General features: G+C 40.4%; 14 protein-coding genes and 1 other RNA gene. 14 read left to right on the top strand and 1 reads right to left on the bottom strand.

The features are described from left to right. Nucleotides 1-155: 155 nt before the first annotated feature. From BM101_RS01670 to ssrA, 5 genes are all read left to right on the top strand, one after another. Nucleotides 156-2,141, top strand: coding sequence for a fructose-1,6-bisphosphatase (locus BM101_RS01670; RefSeq protein WP_087030171.1), 1,986 nt, complete (start codon nt 156-158; stop codon nt 2,139-2,141). 219 nt (nt 2,142-2,360) lie between these two features. After that, nucleotides 2,361-3,086 (top strand): histidine phosphatase family protein, encoded by a 726-nt coding sequence (locus BM101_RS01665; RefSeq protein WP_256212098.1) that lies wholly within the window; start codon nt 2,361-2,363, stop codon nt 3,084-3,086. A 350-nt stretch (nt 3,087-3,436) separates the two neighbouring features. Next, a complete protein-coding gene (carA, locus tag BM101_RS01660) occupies nt 3,437-4,537 on the top strand; it encodes a glutamine-hydrolyzing carbamoyl-phosphate synthase small subunit (RefSeq protein WP_087030177.1) in 1,101 nt (366 codons plus the stop codon). Then, nucleotides 4,530-7,718: a carbamoyl-phosphate synthase large subunit gene (gene carB, locus BM101_RS01655; RefSeq protein ID WP_087030179.1), complete on the top strand. Its 3,189-nt coding sequence runs from the start codon at nt 4,530-4,532 to the stop codon at nt 7,716-7,718. Before carA ends, carB begins: the two co-directional genes overlap by 8 nt. Nucleotides 7,719-7,920: 202 nt before the next feature. Continuing rightward, nucleotides 7,921-8,284, top strand: a transfer-messenger RNA (tmRNA) gene (ssrA, locus tag BM101_RS01650). A 99-nt stretch (nt 8,285-8,383) separates the two neighbouring features. Here the strand turns inward: ssrA and BM101_RS01645 are convergent. Next, nucleotides 8,384-9,064, bottom strand: coding sequence for a site-specific integrase (locus BM101_RS01645; protein ID WP_218149859.1), 681 nt, complete (start codon nt 9,062-9,064; stop codon nt 8,384-8,386). 355 nt (nt 9,065-9,419) lie between these two features. Between BM101_RS01645 and BM101_RS01640 the strand changes: the two genes are divergently transcribed. From BM101_RS01640 to BM101_RS01590, 9 genes are all read left to right on the top strand, one after another. After that, on the top strand, nt 9,420-10,310 hold the full coding sequence (locus tag BM101_RS01640) for an exonuclease domain-containing protein (RefSeq protein ID WP_087030184.1): 891 nt from the start codon (nt 9,420-9,422) through the stop codon (nt 10,308-10,310). A 155-nt stretch (nt 10,311-10,465) separates the two neighbouring features. Next, nucleotides 10,466-10,807, top strand: coding sequence for a hypothetical protein (locus BM101_RS01635; protein WP_087030187.1), 342 nt, complete (start codon nt 10,466-10,468; stop codon nt 10,805-10,807). A 13-nt stretch (nt 10,808-10,820) separates the two neighbouring features. Continuing rightward, a complete protein-coding gene (locus BM101_RS01630; RefSeq protein ID WP_087030189.1) occupies nt 10,821-11,516 on the top strand; it encodes a hypothetical protein in 696 nt (231 codons plus the stop codon). A gap of 1,190 nt (nt 11,517-12,706) precedes the next feature. Next, nucleotides 12,707-12,934 (top strand): hypothetical protein, encoded by a 228-nt coding sequence (locus tag BM101_RS01620; protein WP_087030192.1) that lies wholly within the window; start codon nt 12,707-12,709, stop codon nt 12,932-12,934. A 1,007-nt stretch (nt 12,935-13,941) separates the two neighbouring features. Next, nucleotides 13,942-14,361, top strand: coding sequence for a hypothetical protein (locus tag BM101_RS01615; RefSeq protein WP_087030194.1), 420 nt, complete (start codon nt 13,942-13,944; stop codon nt 14,359-14,361). Between the two features lie 901 nt (nt 14,362-15,262). Next, nucleotides 15,263-15,724: a hypothetical protein gene (locus BM101_RS01605; protein WP_087030200.1), complete on the top strand. Its 462-nt coding sequence runs from the start codon at nt 15,263-15,265 to the stop codon at nt 15,722-15,724. 33 nt (nt 15,725-15,757) lie between these two features. Next, a complete protein-coding gene (locus BM101_RS01600; protein WP_087030202.1) occupies nt 15,758-16,024 on the top strand; it encodes a hypothetical protein in 267 nt (88 codons plus the stop codon). 149 nt (nt 16,025-16,173) lie between these two features. Further along, the gene (locus tag BM101_RS01595) at nt 16,174-16,449 is read left to right on the top strand and encodes a hypothetical protein (protein WP_087030205.1); all 276 of its coding nucleotides are present in this window, start codon (nt 16,174-16,176) and stop codon (nt 16,447-16,449) included. 145 nt (nt 16,450-16,594) lie between these two features. Then, nucleotides 16,595-17,179 (top strand): hypothetical protein, encoded by a 585-nt coding sequence (locus BM101_RS01590; RefSeq protein WP_087030207.1) that lies wholly within the window; start codon nt 16,595-16,597, stop codon nt 17,177-17,179. Nucleotides 17,180-17,576: the final 397 nt, after the last annotated feature.

Raw genomic sequence — 17,576 nt, 5'->3', positions numbered from 1 at the left:
TTATTGAACCTTTGCTACTTTCCTATCATTTTTATTAAAATCAGGCTATTATAGGAGTAACAATGTTGTCTCATAATTATGAATAGTCTTATAAAAAATATTGTTTTGTGGGATTGTTTGCTGAGTGAAATGAAAAAAGTAGGGGTGTATTGGTTATGATCACGAAAGACAAGTATCTTCGATTACTGGCAAAGGAATATCCAACGGCTGCGAAAACAGTGACCGAAATCATTAACTTGGAAGCTATCATGAACTTGCCGAAGGCAACGGAACATTTCATCAGTGATCTACATGGCGAATATGATGCCGTGCAGCATGTACTTAGAAATGGATCAGGGAACGTGAAGGAAAAAATCAGGGAAATTTTCCAAGGCAGGCTGAGCACGCGTGAGATGAACCAGTTGGCTACAATCGTCTATTACCCTGAAGAGAAAATAGACATGATTGTGGAAGGATTGGATTCGGAAGATGAAATCAACGAGTTTTATTCATTGACATTGTCACGCATCACCGAACTTTGTGCGTTTACCGTTTCAAAATATACACGTTCAAAAGTCCGGAAATCATTGCCGGCGGACTATGCTTATATCATCGAGGAATTGCTGTTCAAGGATACCATCTTGACGAACAAAGAAGATTACTATGAAGAAATCATCAAGACTGTCATCTCGCTTGACAGAGCAACTGAGCTCATTACGGCCATTTCCTTTGTCATCCAACGACTGGTGGTTGACCATATCCACATCGTCGGGGATATCTACGACAGAGGTCCTCACCCTGACAAAATCATCGACATCTTCATGGATGGACATGAACTGGATATCCAATGGGGAAACCATGATGTCCTTTGGATGGGAGCCGCGAGCGGATCGGCCGCCTGCATGGCCAACGTGATCCGCATCAGTGCGCGCTATAACAATTTGGAGATTGTAGAAGATGCATACGGCATTTCCCTTCGTCCCTTGATTACCTTTGCTGAGATGGTCTATACGGAGGACAGGAATGAGCCATTTGTGCCAAAAATCAGTCCGGAAGATGAAGAGAAAACTTTCCCGGAAGAAATCCGTCAAATCACCAAAATGAACCAAGCCATCTCCGTCATCCAGTTCAAGCTGGAAGGCGAAATCATTCAACGCCATCCTGAATTTGACATGGCTGATCGGATGGTCTTGAATTTCATCGATTACGAAAAAGGGACGGTCACTGTGGACGGGAAAGAGCATGAGTTGTTATGCAACTACTTCCCTACAATCGACCCGGCCGATCCATACAAATTGACGTCGGAAGAAAAAGTTGTTGTGGACAGGCTGCTGACAGGCTTTTTGAATTCCGAAAGGCTACAAAAACATGTGCAGTTCCTGTTGAGCAAAGGCAGTATGTATCTGACCTACAATGACAATCTGCTGTACCATGGCTGCGTCCCATTGAATCCTGACGGGACTTTCATGGAATTGCCCATCGCGAACATCACATACAGCGGAAAGGCGTTATTGGATAAATATGAGGATATCCTGCGCAAAGGCTACCTTAACCGTGAAAATAAAAAACGGAATATCCCATGCTTGGATCTTATCTGGTATCTATGGGAGGGGAAAGCATCCTCCCTGTTCGGCAAAGACAGAATGACCACGTTTGAGCGACTCTACATTGCCGACAAAGAAACGCATATCGAAAAGAAAAATCTGTATTACGAACAAAGGAACAATCCAGAAATGAGCCATCTGATCCTGAAGGAATTCGGATTGGATCCGAAAAAAGGCCATATCATCAATGGCCATACACCGGTTAAGGAAAAAATCGGGGAAAATCCATTGAAAGCAGACGGAAAACTGATCGTCATCGATGGCGGTTTTTCAAAGGCCTATCAAAGCACCACCGGGCTGGCAGGATACACCTTGCTGTATAATTCATTCGGCATGCAATTGGTTTCGCACCAGCCGTTCACATCCCGACAAGATGCAGTCGAAAATGAAAAAGATATCATCTCGACGAGGAGGGTCGTCGACAAAGAACTGCAAAGAAAAACGGTTCGGCAAACCGATGTGGGAAGAAGATTGACGCAACAGGTCATCGACCTGCAGCAACTGCTCCGCGCCTATAAATCCGGTGATATTGTGGAGAATTTAGCGAGCGATAAATAAAGAATACGTTCATTCACTGATACTATTTTAGCGGGGGCGGGATGTAAATCATGACAAATGATTTACATCCCGCCCTCTTTCAGCTTATTTCGAGGAAAATAGATGCATTCTCCAGATGAAATTGTTAAGATAGAACCAAGGGATTCAAACTCCTTGTGGAAAATTGCTTAGGCTTAGAGAGGCGGGTTAACCTTGAAAAAAGGAGTAACATTTTACTTTATGCGTCACGGAGAAACGTACCTTAACAAATATAACCGTATGCAAGGCTGGTCGGATACACCGCTAACACCAAGGGGAAGACGCGATGTGATGCGCAGCGGAGCGGGTCTGGCCGATGTCGTTTTTGACGCGGTATACTGCAGTGACTTGAGAAGAACCTTTGAGACGGCACAAATCATATTAAGAGAAAACCAACATGCCGAAGATTTAAGCGTGAAGGCCATGCCGGAATTCCGGGAAATATTTTTCGGTTCCTTTGAGGGTCTGGATTCCAGCGAAACCTGGGGAAACTTGAACAAATTCCTGGGCAATGAAGATGGTCTGCCTTCCTACGCCGAAAACCGTTCCGTCATCGATGAATTGAATGGGTTGAAGAAAATGGACCCTTATCACGAAGCCGAAGACTACATGACCTTTTGGCTAAGGGTGGAACGCGGCCTAATCAAACTGATTGCCGAACATAGGGATTCCGAAAGAAACATTTTGATCGTTTCCCATGGGATGACCATCCGCAACATGATTCATGCCGTCATACCCGATTTTTCGATCGAGCAGCACTTGGATAATGCGAGTGTCTCCATCGTTCGTTATGAAGACGGATTTTATCATCTGGATCAATACAACGGAACCGATCATTTTGTCGACGACTTCACACCGGCCAATGAACAGGAACCTGAAATCCACCTGGTGACACCGGCAGACAGAGTGGAAGGTAAGATAAAATAAATATATTGTATTCTTGGATCCCTTGGGCGCATTTCCCAAGGGATTCTTTCAGGATGAACAGCCTTAAATACCTATAATTTGACTTTTTTAGTCTTTTTGAAAATATAAATTGAAATTTCCATTAGAATAGTCTAAAATTAACTTAATCCACAGAAAGCTGTACGAGATACAGAACGTGGCTAGAACCAGTCTTTAAATTAGCCCAGAGAGGCTAACAAGGCATGTGAAACGATGAATGTAAACAACCGTTAAAACACGCCTACAAATAGGGGTGTTTTTTTACATTTTTCCTGTTATCATGCAAGTATTAGTGCAAATGACTTGTCAGAAAAGAATTCAGGGGGAAAAACATGAAAAAACGTAGATATTTAGTTTTAGAAGATGGCAGTTACTATCCTGGTTATGCATTCGGGTCAGAGAAAGACGCAATCGGCGAAATCGTCTTCAACACAGGAATGACCGGCTACCAAGAAACTTTGTCAGATCCTTCCTATACAGGACAAATCATCACATTTACCTATCCTTTAATCGGAAACTACGGAATCAACGAAGATGATTTTGAAGGGCTACACCCTGGTCTAAAAGGAATGGTTATTCATGAATTAGCGGATCATCCAAGCAATTTCCGTTGTACAAAAACATTGGATGAAGCATTAAAATCTTTCGACGTGCCTGGTATCTATGGCGTAGATACACGCAGCATCACCAAAAAAATCCGGAATGCCGGCGTTATGCGCGGAACGATGGTCAACAATGCGGACAACCTTGAAGAAATCGTGGCAGGCTTAAAAGCTTATGTTTTGCCTACCGACGAAATCCAAATGAATTCAGTCAAAGAAGCGCAACGTTATGCAGGCGAAGGCCCTCGCGTCGTCTTGATGGACTTTGGATTTAAGAGCAATATTTTGGCTGAGTTGATAAAAAGAGGCTGTGAAGTCATCGTTGTTCCTTGGAACACAAGCGCGGAAAGCGTTTTGGCTTATCAACCCGACGGCATCATGTTGAGCAACGGGCCTGGGGACCCAACCTCAATCCCGGAAGCGATCGCAACCATCAAAACATTAATGAATGAAGAGAATCTGCCGATTTTCGGCATCTGCTTGGGGCATCAATTGGTTGCCTTAGCGAGCGGAGCGAAAACATACAAAATGAAATTCGGCCATCGCGGCGCCAACCATCCGGTGCAGGACGTCGTTACCGGCAAAGTAAGCTTGACCAGCCAAAATCATGGCTATGCTGTGGATGAAAGCAGTCTGGCACAAACTGACCTTGTAGTGACGCATCGCGCTTTGAATGACGGCACAAACGAAGGTGTCAGACATAAAACAAAACCGATCTTTTCCGTGCAATATCACCCGGAAGCAGCACCAGGTCCGCATGACGCCAACTATCTCTTCGATGAATTTGTTGGCAAGATGATTGCATCAAAAGGAGGAAACAAACATGCCTAAACGCACTGACATTAAATCTATCTTAGTTATCGGATCCGGTCCGATCATCATCGGGCAAGCAGCGGAATTCGACTATGCCGGAACGCAAGCATGTTTGGCCTTGAAAGAAGAAGGCTACAAAGTAATCCTGGTAAACTCAAACCCGGCTACAATCATGACGGACGTCGAGATTGCCGATAAAGTTTACATGGAACCACTATCCGTGGAATTCATCTCAAGCATCATCCGCAAAGAACGTCCGGATGCCTTGTTGCCGACATTGGGCGGCCAGACAGGGCTGAACATGGCAGTTGAACTGGACAAAGCCGGCATATTGGAAGAATACAACGTCGAATTGTTGGGCACGAAACTGACATCCATCCAACAAGCGGAAGACCGGGATCTGTTCAGACAATTGATGGCTGAATTGAATCAACCGGTTCCGGAAAGCGACATCATCCATACGGTGGCGGAAGCACTAAAATTCGCAAAAGAAATCGGCTACCCGCTGATCGTTCGCCCGGCCTTCACGATGGGCGGCACCGGCGGCGGAATCTGCCACAATGAAGCGGATCTGCGTGAAATTGTCGCGAACGGTTTGCGTTACTCGCCTGTAACCCAATGTCTGTTGGAAAAATCGATTGCCGGTTTCAAGGAAATCGAATACGAAGTGATGCGCGACAGCAACGACAATGCCATCGTGGTCTGTAATATGGAAAACATCGACCCGGTCGGCGTGCATACAGGGGATTCGGTCGTTGTGGCTCCTTCCCAGACCTTATCCGACAAAGAATACCAAATGTTGCGCGATGTATCCCTGCAGATCATCCGCGCCTTGAAGATCGAAGGCGGCTGTAATGTGCAGTTGGCGCTGGATCCGTATTCCTTCGACTATTACATCATCGAGGTCAACCCGCGCGTCAGCCGTTCCTCGGCTTTGGCAAGTAAAGCGACCGGGTATCCGATTGCGAAAATGGCGGCGAAGATCGCTGTCGGCTTGACGCTGGATGAAATGAAGAACCCGGTTACCGGCACTTCTTATGCAGCCTTCGAGCCAGCCTTGGACTATATCGTGTCAAAAATTCCGCGTTTCCCATTCGATAAATTCGAAAAAGGCGACCGCAGTCTAGGAACACAAATGAAAGCAACCGGCGAAGTAATGGCAATCGGCCGCACCTTCGAAGAATCCATGCTGAAAGCAATCCGTTCGTTGGAATACGGCGTGAATCATCTGGCTCTACCGAAAGAAAAAAGCAAAACAGTGACGATGGAAGAAATCGAACAGAACATCCGCGTTGCCTGCGACGAACGCCTTTTCTATCTTGGCGAAGCATTACGCCGCGGTGTCACACCGGAAACAATCCATGAGTGGAGTGAAATCGACTACTTCTTCCTTTACAAATTCAAGCACATCATCGATCTTGAAAAAGAAGTCCAAGACAACGTCCAAGACTTGGAAGTCTTAAGAGAAGCTAAAAAATATGGTTTCAGTGATGAAGTCATCGCCGAGTACTGGGGTGTAGCTTCAGAAGAAATCTATGCGTTACGGAAAGCAAACGGCATCGTGCCGGTCTACAAAATGGTGGATACATGTGCGGGCGAATTCGAATCCTCGACGCCGTACTTCTACAGCACCTACGAAATGGAACAGGAATCCTTCGCAAGCGACCGCGAAAAAGTGATCGTTCTGGGTTCCGGCCCGATCCGTATCGGACAAGGGGTGGAGTTCGACTATGCGACTGTCCATGCTGTGTGGGCAATCCAGGAAGCCGGCTATGAAGCGATTGTTGTCAACAACAACCCGGAAACCGTTTCGACCGATTTCTCCATTTCCGATAAGCTTTATTTTGAACCGTTGACCGAAGAAGACGTCATGGCCATCATCGACTTGGAACAGCCGATGGGTGTCGTCGTGCAATTCGGCGGCCAGACTGCCATCAACCTGGCGGATAAATTGGTGAAGCACGGCGTGAAAATCTTGGGCACCAGCCTGGAAGATCTGGACCGCGCGGAAGACCGAAAATTGTTTGAACAACTGTTGCGTGATTTGGGCATTCCACAGGCGCCTGGTAAAACAGCCGTAAACGTGGAAGAAGCGGTAGCGAACGCCAATGAAATCGGCTATCCGGTCTTGGTTCGTCCTTCCTATGTGTTGGGCGGACGGGCGATGCAGATCGTCTACAATCAAGCAGACCTTGAAAAATATATGCGTGAAGCAGTAGTGGCAAGCCCGGAACGTCCCGTCCTGGTCGATCACTATCTGATCGGGGAAGAGCTGGAAGTGGATGCCATCTGTGACGGCGAAACGGTCCTGATTCCGGGCATCATGGAACACATCGAACGTGCGGGTGTCCATTCCGGCGACTCCATCGCCGTCTATCCGCCGCAAAATCTGTCCCCGGAATTGATCAAAACGATCGAGGATTACACCATCCGGGTGGCGCAAGGACTGAACACCATCGGTTTGGTGAACATCCAATTCGTCATCAGCGAAGGCGTCGTATACATCATCGAGGTGAACCCGCGCGCCAGCCGGACGATTCCGTTCCTGAGCAAAGTGACCGGCATCCCGATGGCGAACTTGGCGACAAAAGGCATCCTGGGCATCAAATTGAAGGACTTAGGCTACAAAACAGGCTTGGTTGCGCCGAAATCAGGCGTCTACGTGAAAATGCCGGTCTTCAGCTTCAACAAACTGAAGAAGGTAGATACCGTTCTAGGGCCTGAAATGAAATCGACCGGTGAAATCATCGGGAAGGATGTCAGCCTGCCGAAAGCTCTGTATAAAGGCTTCATCGCTTCCGGTGTCAACGTTCCCGAATACGGCACAGCCTTGATGACCGTATCCGACAAAGACAAAACGGAAATCATCCCGCTTGCAAAACGCTTGATCGCATTGGGCTATCATATCGTCGCAACGACTGGGACCGGTAAAGCTTTGGAAGCAGAAGGCATCAAAGTAGACGTTGTTGAAAAAATCAACGAAAACAGCAACGACATTCTGGATGCCATCCGCGACGGCCGCATCAACTTGGTTGTGAACACGATGACCGAAGGGAAGACAAGCGAAACAGACGGCTTCTTGATCCGCCGCGAAGCAGTCGAAAACAACATCCCTTGCTTGACTTCGTTGGATACAGCAGAAGCCTTGCTGCAAGCGATGGAAACCATCCACTTTCAATTGGAAGATATGAGCAAATAAGCAGCATCTTTAAATGATCATGACGAAAGCCACCGGCGGGGGAGACAGTAAATGTTTCCTTGCCGGTGGCTTTTTTACGTTTGTCCATAGATGACCTCGCCGCCCGAGTGCCAAAATATTTTGTGCAGAATGCTTGCAATTTCCTCAGGATGTCGTATAATATGATTTACAGTACACATCTGTAATTCTGTACTCCCATATCGGGGGCGTTACGGATTCGACAGGTATAGGTCGAGCTTTCAATGCGCTTCGTAGGTTACGGCTACGTTAAAACGTTACAGTTAAAACAACTGACAAAACACAAAACAATACTTTAGCTTTCGCTGCTTAATTGTAGCTAGCTAAGATCCTCCTGGTATCGCCCATGTACTCAGGTAAGGGTCTCAATGATGTGGGATACGCTGTGACCTTCCATCTGGAGGAATCAGAAGAGATTAATCAGATTAGCCAAAAATGATGCCTGTTAAGCGGCTAGTTCAAGGCGAATTCCAATTGCTTAACTATGAGCGTAGATTTGGAAGTGCCGATATGCTTGGACAGGGGTTCGACTCCCCTCGTCTCCATCTAGATGAAGATGAAACCCTTAGAAATGTTGATATGAAGCGATTCATATAACTTTCTAGGGGTTGTTTTTTTGCTTTGACCATGTAATTGACCATGTAATGCTAGAAATTCACATATTGAGCGAACTCTTCAGCGGTTTTTTCTTTAGCGTGTTTTGTCACTTTGGCATAAATATTCATGGTGGTTTGAATATCTGAATGACCAACTCTTTCCTGTACCGCTTTGATGGTAGCACCGGATTCAAGTAGCAGCGAAACATGAGTATGCCTAAAGCCATGGATGGAAATTGTCTTTAGATCATATTCCTTAATCAGACTGGTTAATTTTTGACCTGGTTTAGTAGGTGACATATACTCGTTTTTTGTGTTAGGGAATATTAATTGAGTGGAATTCATGGTATTGAATCCAAGCTTCAGATAGTCCATTGCTTGATGTTTACGCCACTCTTTTAATATAGACAAGGTGACCTTATCTAAAACGATCGTACGCCTACTGGCACTTGTTTTTGGAGTTTGGACGAGTAACCTATTGTTAAGACCCCTCGAAAGTGTTTTGTTGATGGATACCGTCTCATTGCTGAAATCTATGTCATTCCAGGTAAGGGATAGCAGTTCCACTTTTCGCATCCCAGTAAAGGCAAGCACACGGAATAGGGCAAGCCATTTCATTGAGTGGATTCTATCCGCATCTTTCTGGACACCTTCAAAGAACTGTTGTAATTCATCTTTTGAGTAGAAATTAAGTTCTTTTTCCTCACCAACAGCTGCAAATTTTTTAGGCATTGTCACGTTATCCATTGGGTTAGCGTTGATAATGCCTAATTTTTTTGCGTAGGTGAATACGGCTGCTGCATAGTTTTTCGTCAATCCGAAATGGACAAGCTTTTCAAATCAGATATTCACTTGTGGCTAAAATTCTTAAAAACATGGGTCACTAGGAAAATGAAAGTTACTCGTGCCGCAATCGGTGTGAGTAGCTTTTTTATATGAATAGAGTTATTAGTTATATTATTCTCTGTTTAGATGTATACTTCATATATCAACAATATGTAATTATATATTGGGTTTACGCAAAGTGATAAGGGGTAACGTAATAAATGTTTATGTGGAGAAAATAATCTATTCAAAGGAGAATATTATGGACTATGTTGCGATTGATTTTGAAACCGCTAATACTGATGAGGCGATTTGTTCGATTGGTATGGTTAAGTATTCAAATGGAAAAGAAATTGAAACGTTTTATTCATTAATTAATCCTGAAGAGCCATTTTACTTTATGAATTCTCATATCAATGGAATTTATGAACCAAACGTACAAAAAGAAAAGAATTTTAAAGATATTTTTCCTGAAATCATGAATTTTATAGGCGAATCATTTTTAGTTGCACATACTGCTCAAAATGATATGAGGTATTTAAGAAAAGCTATTGAAAAATACGATCTTCCAAAAATAGAAAATGAATATATATGCTCTATGAAAATTGCAAAGAAAACGTATAACTTAAAAAATTACACTTTAAAAAGTGTTAGCAGGGCAATCGGAATAAAAGGATTTGATCATCATAATGCTTTAGAAGATGCTCGTATATGTGCTTTAATATTTGAGGATGAATTAAAATATTATGACGGTTCAATTAATGGGTTTACGGATAGACATCTATATAAAACTGGCAAAGTATTTGGGAACGGTTTTGTAAAAACTAAATCTAGCAGTAAATCACGCAAATACAATGCAGAACTAATTAATCATGGATTAATAGATGAAACTCATATATTATTTGAGAAAAATATTTGTTTTACTGGGCATATTGCACCATTTGAAAGTAAAGAAGAAGCTGAAAATTTAGCGGAAAGCAAAGGTGCTAATGTAAAAAAAAGTATCGTTAAAAATTTAGATATTTTGGTATCAGGAGAGCAAACTTCACCGAATGCAGCAGGCGGTAAATTGAAACAAGCTTATGAACTTAAAGAGGGTGGCAAGGATATTGAAATTATGTCTGTAGAAGAATTTTTAAGTTATGTGTTATAAAATAAATTATTAAGAGTTCATTTTAACTTAAAAACGTTAATTCTAAAGCATTCTAAGGCGATTTCAGAACTATTTAACGAGTTGCAGATATAGAGCAAATAAGGGGAAGATGATTTCTTAAGAATGCTATAGGATATATTTGGAGGCGGTATTACATGGAATTAAAGAAGATTTCCTCAGTTAATGGTTTTATTTTTATTATAGATGATATGAGTACTGATGTAGATAAAAGAATGAATATTTATAGAGGTGATAACATCCTCTTAAATAGTCTGAAAAAATTTAAATCTATCACACCGTTTTTTGCGAAAGATGCACAAACTGTTAAATATGAAAATGTATTAGAGATTACAGAGCCTAACGAAATCGAAAAAGGTATATTTCTTACGCTAAAAGCAGGTGAAGAACTAAGTGACGACCAGAAAAGCTACACCAAGAGTAATAAAAGAATTATGGAAATTGCTGATAAAAAATTTAGTTTATACCAAAATGAGTAAGGGGGATTGAAGAATGCCAATTATAAATAGTAACGAATTAGTTAATACTTATAAAAATAAAATTAAATTATTGAAAGTAGATGAATACAAAGCTTCAAATTTTATTAGTTTATCAATTGATAATGTTGAAGACTTTATAAGTTTAGCTAAAGAATTAAAAGTTGAGTATGTGTACTATTCTTATTCATACTATGATAAAAACGAATACATAATACCTATAGATACCTATGATGAATTTTCTGATGGTATCAATGTAGAAATAAAAAAACATAACAAAGAAATTAATAAGATTGATTTTTCAAAACCATATTCATTAACTCTCTTCATGTTACTCAATGGAACAATAACTAAAATATCTTTATTAGATTCTTGGATTGAAGAAATGAGTATTCCAGATAAAGATACAAAACATTCAGAAATAGAAGAAAAATATTTTGCTGAATTTGCACTTAAAGAAAAAGAAGAAAGAAAGAACAAAGAAGCAGACAAAGAGGAATTAAAAAAAATTATATTAAGCGATCCAGAATTTTCGTATATGAAAAATCAATTATTAAGAGATGAATATTTACATGATTTACTATTGAAAGAAGGTATGGGGAAGTATAGTTATCTATTTGTTGGTGACTACGATAGAGGGAGGTCAATTCCTATAAAACATTACATGGATAGAGTTTGGGAAGAATATAGAGAGAGTAAAAAGAAAGGGTAAAATAATTTATCATAGGAGATGTTACATGCACTATAAAGTTTTAATAGATGTAATTACTTTATTTTTTTAGAATGTATTCCTATTTTAAATAGCAATTATATTATTGTTTGGGGTGGATACGTGATCCAAAACGTGCAGCCTACAATAAAATATATAATAAAGCAACGTTCTCATTTTGGAATTTATTTAAATAGAATCAGCAAGGCTGCTGCTGACCTGGTGCGAAAAAAATAACCTATCCATTTCTGAATAAGTTACACCCATAACCCTACGGATTTTTGACTATGTAATTGACCATGTAATGTATCAATAGCATTCAATTCTATTAATTATTTTTAGTTTTCTTCTATATAATATAAGCTATGTAGCGCCATATTAAGTACGCAATAGCCACTAGGTAACAACCCCTCGTCTCCATCTAGATGAAGATGAAACCCTTAGAAATGTTGATATGAAGCGATTCATACGACTTTCTAAGGGTTTTTTTGCTCTCAGTCAAATGCTGTTGATGGGGTATATTCACTGTTAAATTAACTGAATCAAATTCACAAACTTCAGAGTAGGGATTTCAAAGGAAATTTCTCTCCTGGAGTTTATTTTATTTAGATAATCTCAAAAAATACGCATAAATCTTCATTTCTGAATGGATTAACGCTTCCTGTTATTGAATGAACTAAGCAATGCCAAAGAATAGAACACCTATTCCAAATATTACTGTGTGAAGACATGCATACTATTACAAATTTCAGCAATAGTGAGTACTGTTTTTTATCAGTACCCGTAACCATTTGGCGATGATGATTTCGTATCGATTAAAATGGACAAAAACGGACGGATATTTACAAGTTTTTTTGTTATGAGGTGGATGTTTTTACAAAGGAAAGTGTGCGCCGTATAATGAACGTGTGAAGAAGTGAACGATTTTATTATGAAGAAAATGGTACATACAAACCGAATTAACATGAGAGGAAATGTACGAGCGTATTTGAAAGTTGTTTAGAAGTATAACCTATCCAAACAAAGGATATAGCAATGTTACAGAGTATTCTTAACCACAGTACCCAGGAAATTACCATGCGATATATAGGGATTGATAAGGAAGAATAGGATAACGTGCTAGATACGTTTATCCTATAATCAGTACACGCTTTACAGGTACTAAAAAAATCGTATTAGAGAGGGAGATAAACATGCCAGACACGGAATTGGAGCAAGCCATAAAACTAGCAGTAGCACACCTTAATAAGCGTATTAAGGAGGAGCAAGCGAATATAAGTAATCTTCAGAGTATGTTAGCAACTAAATTGCCTGCAAAGAAATACTCTGAATATGTCACAGAACTTGCACGTAGCGAGGGTGCTATTAACGAGCTTCACGAGCTAAAGGTGTTCCTATCAGCACTAGCGGGAACTAATTAAAAAGATGACAAACAGCTAATAGCACGGTAACTATCGTTTAACTACTCTTTGGTAGAATCTTTGTAAAAGGTAGGACATCCTGGGTAAGGGAGCCTGTATAACAAAGTAATGGCTTAACAGAATAAGTAACAGTTAGGGGCCTACAGGGTCCCTTTTTTGTTGCCCTAGGACAAGTAACACCCTAGCACAACTTAGCCCTTGCTTAAGGTATTTAGTTAAAGATGCTTAGACGTTAACTATAACCCGTATTCTAACCGCAAAGGATAGCTAATGGAACCGGTAAAGGAACAGCTGCAACACTTAAAGTCCGGGGGGTACAACGGGTTAATGCCTGGAAATAAGAGGATAAGGGGGAAAAGGACGGGATAGGCAAGGTCGGGACCTCCTGGGTGTAAAGGAGCTATTTAGGGTTATTCTCAGCTCTTATCAGTCCCTAACTATCATATAGTTGTACCTTGTAACAGTACTTGTAATAACTGCTATTAACAGAGATACAGCCCTCCCTAGCCTAACGGCCCCTACCGTAATTACTAATGAGGGGTTAACTCTTATTTTAAACGAGGGTAAAACAGTCTTACGGCCAAGATCCCTCTTAACCTTAACCAGTAACCATGGCTAGGGCGTTCTAAATAAAAGGAATCTATCTAAGTATTATTTTAAGGAGGTGGGCGTGAGCCCCGGGAGCGATAGCGAACCCGGGATATATTTCTTTTAACAGTTAAACAGTACTAACAGTTTTTTCCTATAACAGTATGCCTATTAAAAATAAGAGATAATTATCTGTGTATAATCCTTGTAACCCTTAATACGACGGGGTTTGTAGTTTTTTTTACTGTCAAAAATCATGGGGGAAAGCACCTGTTTAGAAATTTTTTCGGGAAAGTTACGGGTAAACCTGTCACAGTTTCCCTAAATCAGTCTAATTATAGAGTAAGTAAAGGAGGACGTAGGCACAGCAGACCTAGAACAGACTAGGTAGCCTATAGATTATCGAGGAGGTTTTTATAGTGGGTAACTATCTTGTAGATGAGATAACGGGACAAGTTCTATATACACTGAAACCAGGGGACCGCATTGTTACACGGGACCAGGCAGAGGGATACAAGAAAAAATTATCCTGGACGGCTAGACCAAAGGGAATGATGTTTACAACGGCAGATATGGCAGTAATTGAGGTTATCTGTAACAACGGGGAGTTTTCGGCTAAGGAGTTAGGTTATTACATGATCATGCAGACCTACATACAGCCTAATAAACATGGGGAAATGTACCGCAGTAACAGGGAAAAGGAACCTATGACAATACCGGAGCTGTGTAAGGAGCTGGGAATTAAAAAAGAAAGGACCCTGGCAACCGTTATAGGTAAATTTATGGATTACGGCCTACTTACAGCTTTTAATATCCCTACCGCACGAATTAGAGGGTGAGGATTGGACCGTAAAATTCCTAACGGTTTACGCTATCCCTGAAAAGATACACAAAAGAGGCAAGATAAACAATACTAATTTTGTTAAGGTCTATAGCGTCAATACCCGGAAGTTATACAGGGATCTAGGACCGGCAGACCTGGGGCTAGTGTATATGCTGTTACCGTATATCAGTTTACATGGCAGTATTTTATGCCACAATCCGTATGAGAAAGACGAGGAGCTGATAGTACCACTTTCCCAGCAAGATATAGCGGATATGACGGGCTACTCACTAAAAACAATACAGAATAAGGTATCAGTATTTCGGTATGACGATATGTATCTGTTTAAGGCTGGATCGCACCCCCAAGGCGGAGCAGTCTTATTTTTTGCTAACTTTTGCTGAAAAATGAGAATATTAACGCTAACTTTTCTGAGGTTTCCGATTCTCAAAAGAAAATTGTACTGGATTTTTATAGGGTGTCGCTATCCTTTACAGTTAGTGGCTGAACCTTACTAAATTACTGAGCCTTCCGGATCATTTATGGTACGCATGACCATGAATGAGGTCATTTTTTTGAGGAGAATGTCGGTATGATGGCATTCTTGCGCTGGCTACAAAAGTTGCTTAAAACAGAGAATAGAACCGAAAAAGCGGAAAGCCTATAATGACGGGCTTTCCGCTTTGGTTTTTGCCTTCCGGATCATTTAAGGCTGTAACACGCATGTAACATTTAGTTCTGAAAGCGGATGCTTTTACAAAAGAAAATGTTCACCGTATAATTAGAGTATTAAGTAGTGAACGATAGTGTAATGAGAGGCATTCAAATTGTAATCGGATACATATAAGTGCGCTTGCTGTAAATTCTGGCAAAAATATTTCTTATTCTTTTGGGATTTAAAGAAGGGGGTATCGATTGTGAATAATCAGACAAGTGGAATTGAAGAAAAGGAGAATCTTAAGGAAAAGAATGCAGAAAAAGAAAATAATCGAACTAATATTGTTAGTGCTGTCACTGGCCCGTTGAAAATGATTGCGGTTTTTGCAACCTCTTCCGAGGTAATTGGAACATTAGTTGTACCCTTTATAAATGATTCAAGGAATCAGTTGGTATTGATATCGTTTCTGATTGTCTATCCGGCTTTTCTTACATCCTTATTTTTCTTTGTACTGTACAATAAAAATCACGTTTTATACGGGCCTTCAGATTTTTCTAATCAGAATGACTTTTTAAAACTAACATTAAAGACAAAGGAAATCGCAAAATTCGCTAAACAAACATTGAGCAGCGAGAAAAATGATGAAGACAAGATAAGATATCTAGGGAAAGCTATAGACGATATCGAGAAATTACAAGATAAATATAAGGGGTATAAATGACGGAATATACATAATAATTAAGGAGTGTTAAATATGAGTAGTGAAGAAACTAGTATCTATGCGACAAAAGCGGATTTAGAAGAATTAAAAGGTGACTTAAAAAAAATTATAGACACTGTAAATAGTTTGTTGCAACTTGAAATAGAAAAATCAACACATGTTTACCCCCATGATACGGATGGGGCGCGGGTGCCATATGCTGTATTACCAAATAAAGATATCATCACACCAAGCATTTTAAGGCAATTGGAAAACAGCTCAAAGACCTTTGAAGAATTACAAGATAAGTATAGAAAATGAAATTGGTATCTACGTTAAATTATATATACTATGTCGTAATACCAACAGTTTATTTAAGGAGATGAATACAGAATCAACTTTTTATGTGTAGCTATTTTATTAGATGAGAGAGTTAAAAACGTAATCAAGAGAAGTTGGAGGTTTTCAAAATGAGAGAATTAGACCGAAAATTAGACAGTATTCTTCAAAAAATAGATAAGGTAAATGCCGGACCCGCTAAAACTATTGGTGGAGTTGCTTCAGATGGGGGAGGTTATATTATTGTTAATGGACGTTTAATACGTATTCCACCTTGGAATCCAGAACTTTATGGTGCAATTTCTATTTTTCAATCTGCTGCAGTAATCAAGGATGATACAATGAGGGAAAAAATTCAAGAATCAGCTCTCAGCGTAGCAGAAAAGGCCCTGTCACAGATTGAATAAATAATATGATTTTATAAAAACATAAATTCATAATCAAAAATCAAAAAAATAAAAAGGAAAAAATTAAGAATATACATTAATATCAATGTGAAATTAAAATTATATATTTTCCAGCGTATTTATAAATGAGTTAGGAGGTTTTGATATGAGTGAATCAAGTCCAGAAACAAATAGTAATGTCCTTAATTCTAAGTATTTGCATTGGCCTGAGCGGTGGCCTGGCCCAGGTACTTATATCTGGTGGAGTGGTAAAAATCATCACTTTTTAATTATTAGCCCCATAAGAAGTATTATCAGAAATCTTGGTACTTATGTGCGAATGAGTGATTCTGAAAATGGGGATAGTTTAGATGTTGGCGCTGACTCTATGGCGTGGCCTGAGCAGTGGCCTGAGCCGGGTATTTACGAATGGACGAGTGATAAAAATTATTACTATTTAGTTGTTACCCCTATTGAAGCCATTACCACTTTTGAGAAGGGATCTGTTGCCCTTGCGATGAGAGTAGATCCAGAAGCTGCTTATGTAACAGTCGATGCCTTGGGTGAAATCATTCCTGTCGAACGTGGTGGCGGTTATAGTTCTTCCTCTTATGATTATTATGATCCTAATGCTCCAGATGTTTGTTGGGATCCTTGCGCTGGTATCGGTGAAAATAGAGACCCAGCGGATAGGGTCGATAAGATGAAGGTTCATAAAAAAAATGGCCCTCTTTGGCCTGGTGGGCTTTAAGGGCTCTCTGTCAAATGGTGTTGATGAGGCATTTTATCTATTGAAATACGGGAGCCACATTCACAAACTCTAGAAGAGAATTTTTCTCTTTTGGGGTTTGCTTTTTTTAGAGCTATAGCTCCCTGATTCTATATGTTTTGTGAAATTCATTCGAATAGCATTAGTGGTTATGGGTTACGTAATACAACTAATGCGATAAAAAAACCGCAGTTGAATATGATACGCACATGTGTATAATAAATGAGGTCATTTTTTTGAGGAGAATGTAGGTATGACGGCATTCTTGAGCCGGATACAGAAATGTCTTAAAAAAGAGAATAGAATCGATAAAGCGGAAAGCCTATAACGACGGTCTTTCCGTTTTTTTTTGCCTTCCGGATCATCTAAGGCTGTAATA

Source organism: Trichococcus palustris, assembly GCF_900114465.1.
GTDB classification, from domain to species: domain Bacteria; phylum Bacillota; class Bacilli; order Lactobacillales; family Aerococcaceae; genus Trichococcus; species Trichococcus palustris.
The sequence above is the reverse complement of the archived record's forward strand: the minus strand, read 5'-3'. Positions and strand labels throughout refer to the sequence as shown.